Source organism: Ancylomarina subtilis (assembly GCF_004217115.1).
Classification (GTDB): domain Bacteria; phylum Bacteroidota; class Bacteroidia; order Bacteroidales; family Marinifilaceae; genus Ancylomarina; species Ancylomarina subtilis.
In genome coordinates, this window is the sequence record NZ_SHKN01000002.1 from 122,403 (window position 1) to 138,896 (window position 16,494).

General features: G+C 35.1%; 14 protein-coding genes. 6 read left to right on the forward strand and 8 right to left on the reverse strand.

Annotated elements, in window-relative coordinates; translation table 11 throughout:
• Positions 1–12: 12 nt before the first annotated feature.
• From mtaB to EV201_RS11485, 3 genes are all read right to left on the reverse strand, one after another.
• Positions 13–1,419: a tRNA (N(6)-L-threonylcarbamoyladenosine(37)-C(2))-methylthiotransferase MtaB gene (gene mtaB / locus EV201_RS11475; RefSeq protein ID WP_242610484.1), complete on the reverse strand. Its 1,407-nt coding sequence runs from the start codon at positions 1,417–1,419 to the stop codon at positions 13–15.
• 149 nt (positions 1,420–1,568) lie between these two features.
• Positions 1,569–2,471 carry a Ppx/GppA phosphatase family protein gene (locus EV201_RS11480; protein WP_207224473.1) on the reverse strand — a complete coding sequence of 301 codons (903 nt, stop codon included), beginning with the start codon at positions 2,469–2,471 and terminating at the stop codon, positions 1,569–1,571.
• Between the two features lie 101 nt (positions 2,472–2,572).
• On the reverse strand, positions 2,573–3,904 hold the full coding sequence (locus EV201_RS11485; RefSeq protein ID WP_130307796.1) for a PhoH family protein: 1,332 nt from the start codon (positions 3,902–3,904) through the stop codon (positions 2,573–2,575).
• A gap of 215 nt (positions 3,905–4,119) precedes the next feature.
• On the opposite strand from EV201_RS11485, the gene EV201_RS11490 reads away from it, so the two are divergent.
• From EV201_RS11490 to EV201_RS11500, 3 genes are all read left to right on the forward strand, one after another.
• A complete protein-coding gene (locus EV201_RS11490) occupies positions 4,120–5,406 on the forward strand; it encodes a bifunctional folylpolyglutamate synthase/dihydrofolate synthase (protein ID WP_130307797.1) in 1,287 nt (428 codons plus the stop codon).
• Positions 5,407–5,821: 415 nt separating this feature from the next.
• Complete coding sequence (locus EV201_RS11495; RefSeq protein WP_130307798.1) at positions 5,822–6,481, forward strand: redox-sensing transcriptional repressor Rex; 660 nt, start codon at positions 5,822–5,824, stop codon at positions 6,479–6,481.
• 104 nt (positions 6,482–6,585) lie between these two features.
• A complete protein-coding gene (locus EV201_RS11500; protein WP_130307799.1) occupies positions 6,586–7,158 on the forward strand; it encodes a pentapeptide repeat-containing protein in 573 nt (190 codons plus the stop codon).
• Between the two features lie 38 nt (positions 7,159–7,196).
• On the opposite strand, the gene creD is transcribed toward EV201_RS11500, so the two are convergent.
• The 5 genes from creD to EV201_RS11525 all read right to left on the reverse strand — a co-directional run bounded on the left by creD (position 7,197) and on the right by EV201_RS11525 (position 10,790).
• The gene (gene creD, locus EV201_RS11505; protein WP_130307800.1) at positions 7,197–8,537 is read right to left on the reverse strand and encodes a cell envelope integrity protein CreD; all 1,341 of its coding nucleotides are present in this window, start codon (positions 8,535–8,537) and stop codon (positions 7,197–7,199) included.
• Positions 8,538–8,591: 54 nt separating this feature from the next.
• The gene (locus tag EV201_RS11510; RefSeq protein ID WP_130307801.1) at positions 8,592–8,882 is read right to left on the reverse strand and encodes a winged helix-turn-helix domain-containing protein; all 291 of its coding nucleotides are present in this window, start codon (positions 8,880–8,882) and stop codon (positions 8,592–8,594) included.
• Positions 8,879–9,496 (reverse strand): hypothetical protein, encoded by a 618-nt coding sequence (locus tag EV201_RS11515; RefSeq protein WP_130307802.1) that lies wholly within the window; start codon positions 9,494–9,496, stop codon positions 8,879–8,881. Before EV201_RS11515 ends, EV201_RS11510 begins: the two co-directional genes overlap by 4 nt.
• 92 nt (positions 9,497–9,588) lie before the next feature.
• Positions 9,589–10,236: a potassium channel family protein gene (locus tag EV201_RS11520; RefSeq protein ID WP_130307803.1), complete on the reverse strand. Its 648-nt coding sequence runs from the start codon at positions 10,234–10,236 to the stop codon at positions 9,589–9,591.
• Positions 10,237–10,541: 305 nt separating this feature from the next.
• Positions 10,542–10,790: a DNA-binding protein gene (locus EV201_RS11525; RefSeq protein ID WP_130307804.1), complete on the reverse strand. Its 249-nt coding sequence runs from the start codon at positions 10,788–10,790 to the stop codon at positions 10,542–10,544.
• 398 nt (positions 10,791–11,188) lie between these two features.
• Between EV201_RS11525 and EV201_RS11530 the strand changes: the two genes are divergently transcribed.
• From EV201_RS11530 to hutG, 3 genes are all read left to right on the forward strand, one after another.
• Positions 11,189–12,964: a chloride channel protein gene (locus tag EV201_RS11530; RefSeq protein WP_242610485.1), complete on the forward strand. Its 1,776-nt coding sequence runs from the start codon at positions 11,189–11,191 to the stop codon at positions 12,962–12,964.
• Positions 12,965–13,360: 396 nt separating this feature from the next.
• Positions 13,361–15,094, forward strand: a complete 1,734-nt coding sequence (locus tag EV201_RS11535) for a chloride channel protein (RefSeq protein WP_242610486.1) — start codon at positions 13,361–13,363, stop codon at positions 15,092–15,094.
• Between the two features lie 144 nt (positions 15,095–15,238).
• Entirely contained in the window at positions 15,239–16,237 is a 999-nt protein-coding gene (gene hutG / locus EV201_RS11540) for a formimidoylglutamase (protein WP_130307807.1), read from the forward strand.
• Positions 16,238–16,494 lie beyond the last annotated feature (257 nt).

Here is a 16,494-nt window from a genome sequence, read left to right on the forward strand (position 1 = left end):
ATGTGTTACGATTTAAGCAAGTTTAAATTTATAACTTTTTTCATCGATAAGTTTAACTTTTACATTGCCATTATCATTTATTTCTAATAAACGGACTTCAGCAATCTTGTTACTCAGATTTGGGTTGTATTCAATTTCAACTTTAATATAATTTTCGGTGAAACCAAACATCATTCCATTGCTGTTATGATCCTCGAATAGAACTTTCGCATTAGTACCTAAAAAACTTTGATAGAAAGCTCTTAATTTTTTTTCAGATAAGATCTGAAGCATTTTAGCTCTTTTCTTTTTGTCTTCAGGACTAACGACTTCTATAATCTCCAGAGCTTTTGTGCCTTGTCGTTCTGAATATGGGAAAACGTGTAACTGAGAAATAGGGAGCTCATTGATGAAGTTGTAAGCATCAACAAAATCGATTTCTCTTTCGCCTCGGCTACCCGCAATAACATCAACCCCAATAAAAGCATCAGGTGTCAATTCCTTTATTTTAGTGATGCGTTGAGCAAAAAGTTCACGATTGTAGCGGCGTTTCATTAGTTTCAGTACATGGTTAGAACCTGCCTGTAAGGGAATATGGAAATGGTTGACAAATTTTTCCGATTGAGCTACAAATTCAATGATTTCATTACTGAGCAGGTTAGGCTCAATTGATGAAATACGATAGCGTTCGATGCCTTTTACTTTTTCAAGAGCCTGGATTAAATCGAAAAAAGTCTCATTCGTGCTTTGTCCAAAATCCCCAATATTCACACCCGTAAGAATGATTTCTTTAGCCCCCTGTGCGGCAACTTTTTCAGCTTCAATTACTGTGTCTGCAATGCTCATATTACGGCTTCCACCACGTGCAAATGGAATGGTACAGTATGTGCAGAAGTAATTGCATCCATCCTGAATTTTTAAGAAACAACGCGTTCGGTCTCCCATAGAGTAGGATGCCTGAAAATCTTTAACCGATTCAACTTCGCAAGGGTGCATTTCACCTGTCCCTTTTTTTTCAAGATGGTCGATGTATTTGTGGATGTTAAATTTTTCGTTCGTCCCTAAAACCAAGTCAACTCCGGGAATTTGTGAAATTTCCTGAGGTTTAAGCTGAGCATAACAGCCAATCACAACAACAAAAGCATTGGGATTTGTCTTGATGATTTTTTTTATGGCTTGTCGACATTTTTTGTCAGCCTGATCGGTAACAGAACAGGTATTGATGACATAAATATCAGCTTTCTCAGTTGTCTTAACAGTTTCGAAACCCATTTCTTTGAATGAGCGACCGATGGTTGAAGTTTCTGAAAAATTTAATTTGCAACCTAATGTGTAAAAAGCGACTTTCTTCCCTTGCAACATGTTTTCTTCTCCTTTGCTGATAAAATTAGATGTGAGTTTTAAAGTGCGAAGTCCAATAAATGAGAATTGGAATTGCATTTTTTGACTCGGATGATTGTCTCAATCCCAGTCGAATCATATTGATAGTCAGGAGATGAGAAGCGATTTTATAAATAAAATGAACTACCTCAAAATATGAAATAGTTCATTGTTTATGAATCGGTTGCAAAATTAGAAAAAAGAATCTACTATGCCATAACTTTTGGACTAGAGTACTCTTGGTAAAGTTGATGTATAATGCCATCGGAAACTCCAATTTTTGGAATTTGGATCACATTTGAGTTGGCCCATTCCATAATACTAAGGAAAATGGTTGCGGCAGGAATAATAACATCGGCCCGATCGGGATTCATATCGTAATTAATCATCAGATCGTCGTAAGACATGCTGCTGAATAAGGAGTGAATTTCCTGCAGCTCATGATAGCTAAGCACACGTTCCTTTCTGGGGCTGGCATATTTGAATATTTTATTGATGTTACCGCCGGAACCAATCAGTTCGATATTATCTTTTGCTGAACAAATATCAAGTAAACATTCTTTTATGCGAATGAATTCGTTAAGAGGAACACAGTTTTTTAGAATTTTAATGGTCCCAACATCAAAAGAACATGAGAAATGAGCAATTCCACCTGAAAAAAGGGTAATTTCAGTACTACCACCCCCCACATCAACATAAAGGTAATTTTTTGCGGGATCGATAATTGAAGAGAGATTGTTGGAAAAAATGATACTGGCTTCTTCTTTTCCGGATATTAAATCAATATCAATATCGGCTTCTTTTTTTATTTTTTGAATGAGTTGCATGCCGTTGTTGGCTTCTCTCATTGCTGAGGTGGCACAGGCACGATAGGCAACGACTTCATGAACATTCATTAGTTTACGGAATGCAATCATGGCTTCAACCATTTTTTTTTCTTTCTCAGGAGAAATGTTTTTGTGCATAAACGTATCGGCACCTAAACGAATAGGCACCCTAATGAGTGAAGATTTTTTCATGTATGACTCACCATTCTTCTCAATAACATTCGTGAATAACAAACGGATGGCATTGGAACCAATATCTATGGCGGCAAATTTTAAAATCTTCATAAGGCTAAAGCTTAAGAAACAGTTTAAAACCATAGTTTTAAACTGTTTCGGTTTGCCTAATCAAATTAAAGTTTTTTTTTAAATTATCCAATATTAATTTGTTAGAGTAATTTACTCGCCAATTCAGCCAGATAACTGCGTTCTCCTTTTATCAGATTGATGTGTGCAAAAATCTCCTGATCTTTCATCTTGTCTGAAAGATAAGCGAGGCCATTTGATTTTTTATCCAGATAAGGGGAATCAATTTGTTCAATATCACCCGTGAATATCATTTTAGTTCCTTCACCAGCACGTGTTATAATTGTTTTAATTTCATGGGGGGTTAAATTCTGAGCTTCATCAACAATGAAGAATGCATTCGATAGGCTTCGACCTCTGATGTAAGCCAGGGGTGTGATTTGCAGTTTTTCCTCTTTCAGTAATTCGTCTATATAGAGGTATTGTTTGCTATGCGCATTAAACTTTTTCTTAATCACAGCTAAATTGTCGAAAAGAGGCTGCATGTATGGGCTGATTTTTTCTTTTGCATCGCCAGGGAGATAACCCAGGTCTTTGTTGGCAAGTGCCACAATCGGTCGTGCTAAATAAATCTGATCAAATTGTTCTGATTGTTGGAGGGCAGATGCTAAAGCCAATAAGGTTTTTCCTGTCCCTGCTGTTCCTGTTAAAGCGACTAAGTTAATGCTAGGATCAAGCAGTGCATCAAATGAAAATGTTTGTTCAGCATTACGAGGATAAATGCCATAAGCACTCGGTTTTTCAACTCGGGTAATTTTTTTATCAACCGGATTGAAATGTGCTAAAGCGCTTGTGCTATTATTTTTTAAAATAAAGTAACGATGCCCTGTAAGTTCAAAATCTAAATTTAAATCCGATTCTGTAAGTCCATCCTCGCCTTGATAGAGTTCCGCAATTTTCTCGGAAGAAAAATCATCCAGGGTTTGTATACCCAAACTCATCATATTGTCGATATCTTTAACCTGATCATTTTTAAAATCTTCGGACATTATGCCTAAAGATTTAGCTTTCATTCTCAGATTGATATCCTTGGAAACAAGTATGGTTATTCGATCCGGATTTTCATTTTTAACGAATTCTGCAATAGCTAATATTCTGTGATCCGGGATGTTTTCGTGGAAAGAAACCTTCATTTTAGCGGAGAATTCTTTACCCGTTTCAATAAATAATCTGCCTCGTCCATTTCCCAGGGCTACACCATCACTAAAAAGAAGATCGCCAGAGAGCTTATCGAGTTCGCGGGTAAACTCGCGAGCATGGAAATTGATTAAATCGTTTCCTCTTTTAAATTTATCCAGTTCTTCGAGAACTGTAATGGGAATCAGAACATCGTGTTCGTCAAATTTAAATATTGAATTAAAATCGTGAAGAATAACATTGGTGTCTAATACAAAAATCTTTTTTTCGGTGGTCATAAGCGCGGGTATTAGAGGGTTAGTATATCGATCAATCGTTTCATATAAAAAGAAGCTTTTCTGAAACAATTACATCGTTTAGCATACTGATATTTCTAGAAAATATCCTGTTAAGTATTACTAATGAAATTAACAAAAAAGGGAGGAAAATCAAGCTGAGATCCTATTTTTTAGTAATTTTTTTTTTGCTTTGCAAAGCGAAAAAATGGTGAATTATGAACTATCAGGAAACTATCAGCTACTTATTCAATCAGTTACCTATGTTTCAACGAACAGGGAAGGCTGCTTATAAGGCAAATTTAGATACAACTTTAGCTTTGGATGCGTATTTTGAACACCCGCATCAGCAATTTAAATGCATTCATGTAGCAGGGACAAATGGGAAAGGGTCTGTATCTCATACTTTAGCTTCTGTTTTGCAATCTGCGGGTTATAAAGTTGGTTTGTACACTTCACCTCATTTGCGTGATTTTCGTGAGCGGGTGAAAATCAATGGCGAGATGATTTCCGAAGAAGCGGTTGTCGATTTTGTGGCTTCACACAAAAAAAAGTTTGAAGAACTGTCACCTTCATTTTTTGAAATGACGGTTGCTTTGGCCTTCGATTATTTTGCCAAAGAGAAAGTTGATATCGCCGTTGTGGAAGTTGGTTTGGGTGGTCGTTTGGATTCGACTAATATTATTGATCCCTTGTTGAGTGTCATTACCAATATCAGCTTTGATCATACCAGTTTATTGGGAAATACGATTCCAGTTATTGCCGGAGAGAAAGCGGGGATTATTAAAACGAATACCCCGGTTATTATTGGTGAGAAACACAATCAGTCTCAACCAGTTTTTATTGAAACGGCTAAACAGCAATCAGCTCCAATTCTATTTGCCGAAGATGAATTTGAATTGCTGAATACCGAATTACAAGAGAATTATCGTCATTTAAAGTTTAAAGACTTAATGTCTGGAGAATTGATTTCGTTGGAGTCGGATTTGTTGGGAATTTATCAGGTTAAGAATATCAGAACTGCTCTTGTTGCTCTTAAGATGATGAATGAGATAGGTTTTAACCTATCAGATCAAATTATTAAAGACGGAATTTCTAAGATCGTTGCGCAGACCTCGCTTATGGGGCGTTGGCAACGTTTGGGATATAATCCTGGAATTATTTGCGACACTGGGCATAATGTTGCAGGAATTTCTGAGATATTGAAGCAGCTTAACTCTCTAAGATTTGAAAAGTTGCATATGGTAATTGGCATGGTAGACGATAAGGATATCAATGAAGTCTTGAATTTATTGCCCAAAAAAGCGACTTATTATTTTACAAAGGCCTCTATACCCAGAGCTTTGAATGAGGAAATATTAAAAGAGAAAGCAGATAAATTTCAATTAATAGGCAAGACTTATACGAATGTCTCAGATGCACTTAATGCAGCCAAGCTTGTGGCTAAAAGTGATGACTTGATCTTTGTTGGGGGGAGTACATTTGTTGTTGCTGAGGTTGTTTAGCTTTGGTCTTGTAGTTCCCTGTTATTGTAAATGGGGTATAAGTTATTGGAAATGAATATAAATAGTGAGCTCTGCGTTTTTTGTATGGGCTGCATTTTTATATGGAATAGATATGTAATAGTCTAGATATCTGATAATTTCACTGTGTTTGAAGTGTTGTTTTTTCGTGTTGAGTGTTAAAATTTAATTTGTACTGAGACTAAATTAATGTAGATTTTTTTCTTTAATAAAAAAACACTTATTTTTGCTTAGTGAGGTAGTTTTAGAAATAGCACATCTTACTCTCATACAATTAGTATTTTTCTACTTTAATACGACCCGTTTTTGTTAACGGATGATTCGTGTTAAATTTTTGCAGATTGTTCGTAATCTGTTGAATGTTATCTCTAACCTAAGATGTATTAAAGAAATAGCTATGGTTCATAATTCTAAAAAAGTAATTTCTGCAGTTCCTGAGCCTTCTTTACGAAGAATGCCTGCCTATTTATCCTTTTCAGAAGGTTTGTTGAAAAAAGGTCAAGAGTTCGTTTCTTCGACTCAGATTGCCAATTATATGAATATTGATCCAACTCAGGTAACCAAAGACCTGTCTTATACTTCGATTGTAGGTAAAACCCGGGTGGGGTATGAAGTCAAAGCGATGGTTGAGATTTTATCTAACTTTTTGGGCTTTACAGTTCTTGATCAGGCATTTCTTGTTGGGGCTGGTTCTTTAGGTTCAGCTCTTTTGCTTGACGATGGATTGGAAAATTTTGGATTGGATATTGTTGCGGCATTTGATATTAATCCTGCTATTATTGGGAAAAAATTTAATGATATTGAAGTCTTCCATATCGATCAGTTTCGCGATTTAGCCCAGGAGATGAAAGCAATTATTGGAATTATTACTGTACCTGCAGAGTTTGCTCAATCTGTTGCTGATTTGATGGCAGCATGGGGGGTGAAGGCCATTTGGAATTTTACACCTGCCAGAATTAAAGTACCGGACGATATTGTTGTGCAGAATACATCGCTTTACGCCAATTTGGCAATCATTTTCAATAAAATTCATCACGACAGAGAAAAAGAAATCTAATAAATAGATATTAAACATATTTAAGAGGCAATTCGCATGTAGCGTCTTGCCTCTTTTGTATTAATTTTGTTTATAAGTTTAGTGTGATATCAAATGTTAATAGAATGACAGATCGATTTATAGAAAGTCAGGTTTTTGAGAAGGAAGATTTTAGTAAAAAAGGATTGGAGGAAGGCGAGTACGACGATTGTCATTTTAAATCTTGCGTTTTTTCAGGTGTTGAATTATCAAACCTTTGTTTTGTTGATTGCCATTTTGAGGACTGTGACTTTAGTCTGGCTAAAATTAACGAAACAGCATTTAAAGATGTTAAGTTTTCTAATTGTAAGTTGTTGGGATTGAATTTTAACGATTGCAATCCGTTTTTACTGTCTCTCAATTTTGAATCTTGTATGCTGAATTTAGCCTCATTTTATAAATTGAAATTAAAGGCCATACAATTTAGAAATTGCAGTATGCACGAAGTTGATTTTGTAGAATCGAATTTGATGAGTGCTGTCTTCTATAATTGTGATTTGAATGGTGCTATGTTTGAAAATACGAATCTTGAAAAGGCAGATCTTAGAACGGCTCGTGCTTATTCAATCGATCCGGAGATCAATCAAATTAAGAAAGCGAAATTCTCCATGCCTGATGTGATTGGTTTGCTAGGCAAGTATGATATAAAGATAACTTAAAGAGTTGCCCCGATTCAATACGAATCGGGGCATTTTCTTTATTTTGAGTCGATATTGATTTCGTACCAATTAATGTTGCGCGTAAAATACATGGTAGCTGCAAGGATTAAGGTAAGGCCAATACTTCCCATCAAGAGGGCATAATCGGCCAACTGCAGTGTTACAAATAGGAACCCATAGATACTTGTTAATGTAGCCAGAAGAAATAGACTCAATTTTTTTGATTTAAGGATAGAGAGTGCGTATAGACTAATCATTCCAATAATTGATATACTTGAAATAATATAGGCCGTATTGAAATTTGAATGCTCCGAAATTGAGATTAATAAAATATAGAAGATACATAAAGCGAAACCAACCAGAATATATTGGAAAGGGTGAATTTTACGCTTGTTTATGATTTCTACTAAGAAAAAGATGAGGAATGTGAGAGCAATACACATGACTGCATATTTGGATGATCTGACTGATTTTTTGTAGTCATCAAGAGGAAGAATTAGATTAACACCAAAATTTGATTGTCCGATTTTTTCAGCATGTTTATTTCCTATCCAGGATTGCGGAAAATTTCGGTTGAGTTGTAAAACCTTCCAGTCAGCTTCAAATCCGGTTTCAGTAACGTTTCGATGATCAGGTAGGAAATTACCATTGAAACTAGGGTATGGCCAGTTTGAGTTAATTCTTACATTCGTAGTGCTTCCCAGTGGAATGAAATCCAGATTCTGGCTTCCCTGTAGATTTAATGAAAAAGAAAAATTAATGCTTTTGTTGATATTTGTTTCAATATTGGGCAGCTTGACTGTTATTCCGGAATAAATAAGTTCGGAAATTCTGGACCCCGGTTCAACGTTTAAATTTTTATTATCCCAGTTTAAAATAACTTGGTCCTCTATACCTCTCAAGTCTGAAATTCCTATGGTTAGAAAAGCTTGATCGTATTTGATTTCCTTTAGATTATTCTGATCGATCTCCTTATTCAAAAGAAATTTACCGCTCAAAGCAAGTTTGGATTTGTATACGACGACTTCGTAAATTCCTCGTTTAAGTTTTTCAGGTGAGATATTGCCATCAATATTAAGTTCTTCGGGTAAAATGTGAATGTATTTGGTTGTTTCGTAGGTTTTATCTTCGTCTTTATATTCATAGATTAAGGGGATACTGACTATGGGGCCATTGATTTGTTGACTGCCGGCCCACTTGTTGCTGACTTCAATAATAGCCTGGTTGCTTAGTGATTCTCTTTCGTGTATTACTGATTTGATCATTGAAGCAGGGATCAGTAATAGTAACATGAGAATTGTAATGACAAAAAGCTTGAGACTAATGGAATTTTTTAGCCAGGAGTTAATTCTGTCAATGGGAGATGTTTCTTTATTCATTTCGAGTGGTTTTAAAAGTACTTTGAATTACAAAGTAAATAGTTAAAAAAAATATTAATGAAGCAATTGTTCGATTGCCTTTATGTGTTTTGAGAAAGCAATTTTGCCCTCTTCACATACTGAATATTTGGTGTTGGGTTTGCGCCCTATAAATTCTTTACTAAACTTAATGTAACCACTTTTCTCAAGAGATTTTAAATGACTGGCAAGATTCCCATCAGTAACATCTAAAAGACTTTTAAGTGTATTAAAATCCAGGTAATCATTCACTATAAGAGCTGACATGATTCCCAAGCGAATTTTGTTCTCAAAGGCTTTATTTAAGTTTTTTAGTATGTCTTTCACGATCCGTATTTAAGATGCATAATAATACCGTAGACAATGTGTACGATTCCAAAACCAATTGTCCAAATAATTAGGCCATAACCAATAAAGTAGATGCCCAATAATCCCAATACAATTTCAACTATACCTAGACTCCTGACTTCGTCGAGCGTGTATTTACTTGCATTAACTAAAGCTAAGCCATAAAAAATAAGTGTTAGTGGGGCAATAATTCCGATAAACCCTTTAAATAATAGAATGAGACATAGAATACCTCCGGTAACCAATGGAATAAATAGATTGATGAGAAGGGATTTGGTTTGTAGATCCCAAAGTTTTTGATTGTTTTTTCTGGCCTTTCGAGTTGTGAAGAAGATCCCCGAAGCTATAGACAATAGAAGTGTGGTTGAGGCAATAATCAAAAGAGTCGATAGATTTCCAGAGCTAAGAATTGCTTGTCTGTACTCCAAATAATTCTGATTAGCATAAATCGTTTGATAGGCTAAGTAAGCACCAAGAATTGCTAAAATACCTGCACTTATACCTGATAGTCCACTTAAAGATATAAACCGTGATGAACGATTCATCATCTGTTTGATATCCCTTAAATCTTCAATATATTTTTGCTTGTCCATAAAAGTACTTTGAATTACAAAGTAAAACTAATAAGAAAATGTTTAAAATCCTAACTCGGGCTGAAAAAATGATGAAATGGTATAGATGTGTTTTAATTTTTGTATTTACTATTGAGAAATTTACCAATAATAAATGCCATGATGATGGCTACATAAAACTGTCCAGTAATTGCAGAAAAAATACTGATGGATTTGGCAAATTGGCTTTGTGGGATGATGTCTCCAAAACCGATTGTGGTCATACAGACAAATGAATAATAAACGATATCACCGATATTGTTAAGGACAGTTCCATTGGCATTTGCGATTGCTTGATGATTGTGCCATAGTATGGTTGAATTGATGAAACTAATTATAACACCAATAAGTAGGTAACCATTAATCGTTTCAATAATAAGGTTAATATCAATATCTGTCTTTCTGATTATTTTGCCAATCATGGTGATGACAGCTGTTGAAAAGATTAAGATGGAGAATGAAAATGCAAAATACCTAATCGATGGTTCATCAATAAAATACATCAGCCATATGGAGATAACTGCAAAAAGTATTGCGAGTTGGGCCCACCTTTTCTTTTCACCTATGATTGAAGATATAGAGAGAAGAATTAAGGAGTAAAAACCGGCATAAATCAGTTCTTTATATGCGCCCGCAACGATCACAGGTAGTACAAAAATATAGAGGAATATACTTATTAATAAGTATATTCCTTTGGGGATTTTGCTTAATATTTTCTTCATGCCGTGTTCTTATAGATAACTATGAAATGCATAGATAAATTAAATGTTTCTCAACTGATTAGTGCTGTTTTTTTCTACTATAAACTGAATACCTCAAATAGCTGATGTTAAATATACAATTCTATATTCTGAACCAACTAGGATAGAATCGAAAAGACGTGAATTTTATAAATCTATTTTCGATTGGTTGGGTCTGTAATTGGCTTTAAAACCTCTGGTGAATATTCGATTATAAACAAAAACTCCTCACCATTTATTGGTGAGGAGCAGGAATATTTTTGAAAAAAAATAGGGTGCTTTGAATTTTAGCATTCTCCAAGTATTCGGTATGCGCAATCTAAAATTGTTGTGTCGTCTAATTCAACAACGCCTCCATTAGGACCTTGCTCAACATGAACGCCAATACTTTTACCTTCTCTGTAATTTGTCCCTCCAAAATAATTTCGGACAGTTTCTACATTAAGATTTAATTCTTCCGAGATTTTTCTCATGCTGCCTTCCGGCAAACGATCCTTGATTTTTCTAAGGTCATTAAAAGTGATTGTCTTAGTCATATGCATAAAGTTTTATTTAATTAAGGATTAAAATTCTCTTAGCTCTTTAAATTTAGCGAAAGTATTTTTTAATTGAAAGTTATCAAGGCATAATTCTAGCTACCAATTGCTTCCATATGTTTGGCTTTTAACATAGCATTTTTAGCCTTGCTTTTATTTTTGGAGGGTTTCGGCTTATAAGCCAGAGTTAAATTAATATTAAAAAAAAAAGTGATTAAGTCAGATCATGTATTTAAACTGAAGCTAGATTACTTTTTTTAATTCAGAACTGTTAATTTTCTGTAAAGCTGTTTGTATCTTAGTTGCGTTATGCCTTAATCTACTACCTGTTTTTGGTGTTGAAAATTATTGTTTAAGGCTTTATATTAAGGACTAATTTTATAGATAGCCTAGTTATTGTGAAGAAAAAATCTTTGTTAGCCCGTTTCCTTATTTGGCGATTGAAGCATGTGAGCGATCGTCAGTTTATATCTTTTCTTGGTGTACTTATTGGGTTCACCTCAGGATTAGCAGCTGTAGTTATTAAAAATTCGGTTCATTTTATTAGTTCCCTCTTGCATGGAACGTCTAAATTGGAATATGCGAATGTTCTCTATATGGTTTATCCTACTATAGGTATCAGTATCGCTGTTCTTTTTATAAAGTTCGTCATTAAACGACCGGTTAGGCATGGAATCCCCAATGTGCTTTATAGTATATCAAAAACCAACGGACAGATTAATCGGCACAATATGTTTTCATCAGTTGTTGCATCGGCTTTTACTGTAGGTTTTGGAGGTTCCGTCGGATTGGAGGGGCCAACGGTTGCAACAGGAGCAGCCTTGGGATCCAATATAGGGAGATTGTTTCATCTGAATTATAAACAAACCACCCTTTTGCTGGCTTGTGCCTGTACAGGTGCTTTGGCTGCTATTTTTAAGGCACCTATTGCGGCTATTGTATTTGCTATGGAAGTTATCATGTTGGATCTAACCATGTGGTCAATTGTTCCACTCTTACTTGCATCTTCAACTGCGGTTATCACGTCATACTTTTTTTTGGGAATGCATGTTCTTTATCCATTTGAGGTGAAAATCGGCTTTGAGATGAAGGATCTGCCTTATTACATTGTATTGGGAATTTTCACTGGTTTGGTTGCAACCTATTTTACTAAGATGTACATGTACATAAATGGGCTGTTTGATAAGATTGAAAAAACATATCTAAAACTTCTCATTGGAGGACTTTCTTTGGGGATCATCATCTTCTTTTTTCCGTCCCTTTTTGGAGAAGGGTATCTTGGTATCAATGCGAGTCTTTCGGGTGATTACTCTTATCTTTTTAATAATTCTCTGTTTTATACATTAAATGATAGTTTTGGAGCACTATTAATTTTGTTGGCTTTGGTAACTTTTTTTAAGGTTATAGCCACTTCAATCACATTTGGTTCAGGTGGGGTTGGGGGGATATTTGCTCCAACCCTATTTATGGGTGCAAATGCTGGAGTTTTATTTGCGAAAGTGGTTCATTACTTCGGCTTTAGGAATATCGAAGTAAATAACTTTGCTCTGATTGGTATGGCAGGAATGATTGCGGGTGTCCTTCATGCACCTCTTACCGGACTTTTCCTTATTGCGGATATATCCGGAGGATACCAGTTGTTTGTTCCATTGATGATTACTGCAACAATATCTTATGCAACAGTAAAGAGTTTTGAATCACATTCTGTTTATACCGTTCAGTTGGCAAGGAGGAAAGAGCTTATGACGCATGATAAGGATAAAAATGTTTTATCACTAATGCGTGTAACACGTTTGATTGAAAAGAATTTTAGTACGATCAATTCTGATGCTAACTTGGGTGATTTGGTTAAAGTGATAGCTAAATCGCAACGCAATTTATTTATAGTTGTAGATAAAGATAATAACTTTGAAGGGATTGTGAAGCTCGACGACATCCGTGAAATCATGTTTCAACCTGAAAAATATGATATCATGTTTGTCAGGGATTTGATGATCATGCCTAGTGTTGTGATTCAGCACGACGAATCAATGGCTGATGTTGCTCGTAAGTATCAATATTCGGATAAATTCAATTTGGTTGTTTTACAAGATGGTAAATATTTGGGGTGTGTCTCAAGAGCACAAATTTTTTCGACTTATCGTCGTATGCTCAAACATTTTTCTGAGGATTAATAAGAGAGAAATGCTTGAATTTAACCTAAAAAATAATTTCTGGGGTAAATAACTTTTTGTAGAAATTTGATTTCGAAAATATTTTTGAAAAAAAAACATTTTTAGGATACCCTCTCAATATTATTCCACTACATTTGCACTCGATTTTGTAAAAATAATTATAGGAATCTTTAGTTAATTATAAAGATTTTCAGTGCAATACATTGTCAAGTTAAGGCTGCTAAGTCTTTTTTATGTATTGAATGGATTAAGGTTAGCCTGACTCATGAAGCCATCCGACCAAGAAAGAGATTAATAAAGTTTTCAGAATATTAAAAAGGTTTAATTTACCTTTGGAAAATAATAGTTAGAGTCATGAAGAACAAGAGTTTGTTGTCCCGATTTTTAATTTGGAGAATGAAGAATATTAAAGAAAGGCAATTTGTTCTAATTCTTAGTTTTATTGTTGGTATTATAAGTGGGTTAGCAGCTTTGTTACTAAAAACAACCATTCATCAGACTCATCATTTTCTGACACACAACCTACATGTCGATTCTGTTAATCTTCTGTATTTAGCCTACCCAACAATTGGTATCCTATTAACCGTATTGTTTGTGAAATTCTTTGTGAAAGATAATATTGGGCATGGTGTTACCCGAATCCTTTATGCAATTTCTCAAAAAAATAGTCAGATTAAGTCACACAACAACTATTCTTCGATTATTGCGAGTACGCTGACCATTGGTTTTGGTGGATCTGTAGGGGCAGAGGCGCCGATTGTTCTGACAGGTGCGTCTATTGGTTCAAACCTGGGGCGGATGTTTCATCTTAATTATAAAACCATCACTCTGATGGTGGGTTGTGGCGTTGCCGGAGCTATTGGTGGGATTTTTAAAGCGCCTATGGCTGGTATGGTTTTTACCCTGGAGGTACTGATGCTTGATCTGACAATGGCATCCTTAATACCTTTATTGATTTCATCCATCACAGGAGCTAGTATCGCTTACTTTTTTATGGGAAAAGGGGTTTTACTTTCTTATCCATTAAACGAATCATTCGTTCTCTCTACCTTCCCTTATTATATTTTATTAGGAGTGTTTACGGGAATGGTCTCATTGTATTTTACACGAGTGGGAATGTATTTGGAATCTCAGCTTGAACGCATAAAAAACCGTTATCAGAAATTGGTTTTGGGTGGTTTAGCTTTAGGTATAATGATTTTTCTTTTTCCTCCTCTTTATGGTGAAGGTTACACTACAATTCAGGCTTTGATTAATGGGAATGTCGATGGTTTGGTAAACAACTCTATTTTCTATTTTTTGAGGGATCATTATTGGTTGCTTTTGGGTTATGTTGTTCTGATCTTAGCTTTTAAAGTAATTGCATCTACTGTAACCACAGGTAGTGGTGGTGTTGGTGGTATTTTTGCACCGTCCCTATTCTTAGGTGGTGTTTCGGGCTTTTTTGTAGCTCGATTTTTAAATGGTTTCAATTTTGTGAAGCTATCCGAAACTAACTTTACCCTAATTGGTATGGCTGGTGTGATGGCTGGGGTTATGCATGCGCCTTTGACTGCAATTTTCCTTATCGTTGAGATTACAGGCGGATATAGTTTATTCGTTCCTATTATGGTGACTGCCACTATAGCTTATTTGACAATCATGTATTTTGAGCCCCATTCAATTTATACAAAACGATTAGCCAAACGCGGCGAGCTGATTACTCACAATAAGGATAAAGCCGTTTTAACTCTAATGAAATTGGGGAAGGTGATTGAAACCGATCTTCAAAAAATTGATCCTGATGCGAGTCTTGGCGAATTGGTGAAATTGATTTCACATTCACACCGTAATATTTTCCCAGTTGTTGATGAGGAGGAAAAACTTTTGGGTATTGTATTGCTTGATGATATTCGTCACATCATGTTCAATCCTGATATGTATGATGAAACTTTTGTACGTAATTTGATGACCATGCCACCGGCAGTTCTTGAGGCTGATGCACCCATGGATAAAGTGATGAGACGTTTCGAAGAAACCGGAGCCTGGAATTTACCAGTAATAATGGATGGTAAATACTTAGGTTTTGTATCCAAATCGAAGATTTTCAATGTTTACAGACGCGTTTTAGTTCATTTCTCAGATGAATAAATAGCATTCGTAGATTGCTGTTCATTTTTTGCTTGGAATCAGATGTTTTAAGTTGATAATTTGTACCATTGTGAAGGAAAAACAAGTTCCTATCAAGAACTTGTTTGGTATAGATTTTACAAGACAATATTTAATATCATCAGTATGAATCCCAATCAGTATAAGAGTATTTCAAGGGAATTTTGGAAGGGGAGAATTGATCATCTCGAAGATTACGATGCTTTTCGTTGGCATCAGATCATAACACCGATTAATTTGTTAGAGGAATTTGAAGTCGAAGCAAATGGTTTTGGTTTATTAGGTTTCTGCTGCGATAAGGGGGTTGAACAAAATTTGGGACGTATTGGAACCTCAAAGGGACCTCGAAGTATACGGAAAGAACTTGCGAATCTGCCTTGCAGTTTTCCATCCACAACTAAGATTTACGATTGTGGAAATATTGTTCGTACCGATCAAAAACTGGAAGAATTACAGGAGACCTTAGCTGAAGCTGTTTATTTGATCCTAAAGAAAGGCTTATTTCCTATTGTCTTAGGTGGTGGACACGAGATTGCCTATGGCCATTACAAGGGAATCGAACGATTTCTGGATGAGACGAATCAGCAAAGTTTAGGGATTTTTAATTTGGATGCGCATTTCGATATGCGTCCTTATGAAAATGGTAGCAGTTCGGGAACGATGTTTGCCCAAATTGCAGATGATTGCAAGCGTAAGAGTAAAGCTTTTAATTATATGGTTGCGGGAATTCAGCAATATGGCAATACGGTCAGCTTGTTTAAAAAAGCGGATTCTTTAAATGTTAAGTACATTATGGCCAAAAATATTACGTCAGCCAACATGTTTAATATTGGTCAGGATTTAATGCGTTATGCCAAAAAGCAAGAGAATATCTACTTTACGCTTTGTTCCGACGTGATTTCATCAGCTTATGCACCCGGAGTGAGTGCTCCTCAGCCTTTTGGTTTACATCCCGAAAAAATTTTAACTTTGATAAAGATGATGATTCGTTCAGGGAAGGTGATTAGTTTTGATATAGCTGAAATTGCCCCTCGTTTTGATGAAGATAACCGGAGTTCAAAATTAGCCGCAATCATCATATTTGCTGTTATAAATTCTATAATTGAGGAAAAGGAGTTAAATTAAGAGTTTTAGATTATCTTTTTGTTTTTGAATTGATGTTATTCAAAACCTCAATCTATTTATTGAAACTATCTGAATTATTTTATCTTTGTGATATTGCAAATTACAATTTGTAATTGTAATTTCTTTATTTAAAAATTAATATGACTATTAATTTTCTTTTATATTCACTCTGTTGATCTTCTTATTTCTAAATTAGAATGGGGTTTAATTCAAGACTCTTTAGTAGAATCTAACGGAAAATAGTTTAAAAATCAATG

Bases quoted from the DNA above. Each gene is read 5' to 3' on its own strand.
- mtaB (WP_242610484.1), bottom strand. From the start codon at position 1,419: ATGCAATTCCAATTCTCATTTATTGGACTTCGCACTTTAAAACTCACA.
- EV201_RS11480 (WP_207224473.1), bottom strand. From the start codon at position 2,471: ATGAAGATTTTAAAATTTGCCGCCATAGATATTGGTTCCAATGCCATC.
- EV201_RS11485 (WP_130307796.1), bottom strand. From the start codon at position 3,904: ATGACCACCGAAAAAAAGATTTTTGTATTAGACACCAATGTTATTCTT.
- EV201_RS11490 (WP_130307797.1), top strand. From the start codon at position 4,120: ATGAACTATCAGGAAACTATCAGCTACTTATTCAATCAGTTACCTATG.
- EV201_RS11495 (WP_130307798.1), top strand. From the start codon at position 5,822: ATGGTTCATAATTCTAAAAAAGTAATTTCTGCAGTTCCTGAGCCTTCT.
- EV201_RS11500 (WP_130307799.1), top strand. From the start codon at position 6,586: ATGACAGATCGATTTATAGAAAGTCAGGTTTTTGAGAAGGAAGATTTT.
- creD (WP_130307800.1), bottom strand. From the start codon at position 8,537: ATGAATAAAGAAACATCTCCCATTGACAGAATTAACTCCTGGCTAAAA.
- EV201_RS11515 (WP_130307802.1), bottom strand. From the start codon at position 9,496: ATGGACAAGCAAAAATATATTGAAGATTTAAGGGATATCAAACAGATG.
- EV201_RS11520 (WP_130307803.1), bottom strand. From the start codon at position 10,236: ATGAAGAAAATATTAAGCAAAATCCCCAAAGGAATATACTTATTAATA.
- EV201_RS11525 (WP_130307804.1), bottom strand. From the start codon at position 10,790: ATGACTAAGACAATCACTTTTAATGACCTTAGAAAAATCAAGGATCGT.
- EV201_RS11535 (WP_242610486.1), top strand. From the start codon at position 13,361: ATGAAGAATATTAAAGAAAGGCAATTTGTTCTAATTCTTAGTTTTATT.
- hutG (WP_130307807.1), top strand. From the start codon at position 15,239: ATGAATCCCAATCAGTATAAGAGTATTTCAAGGGAATTTTGGAAGGGG.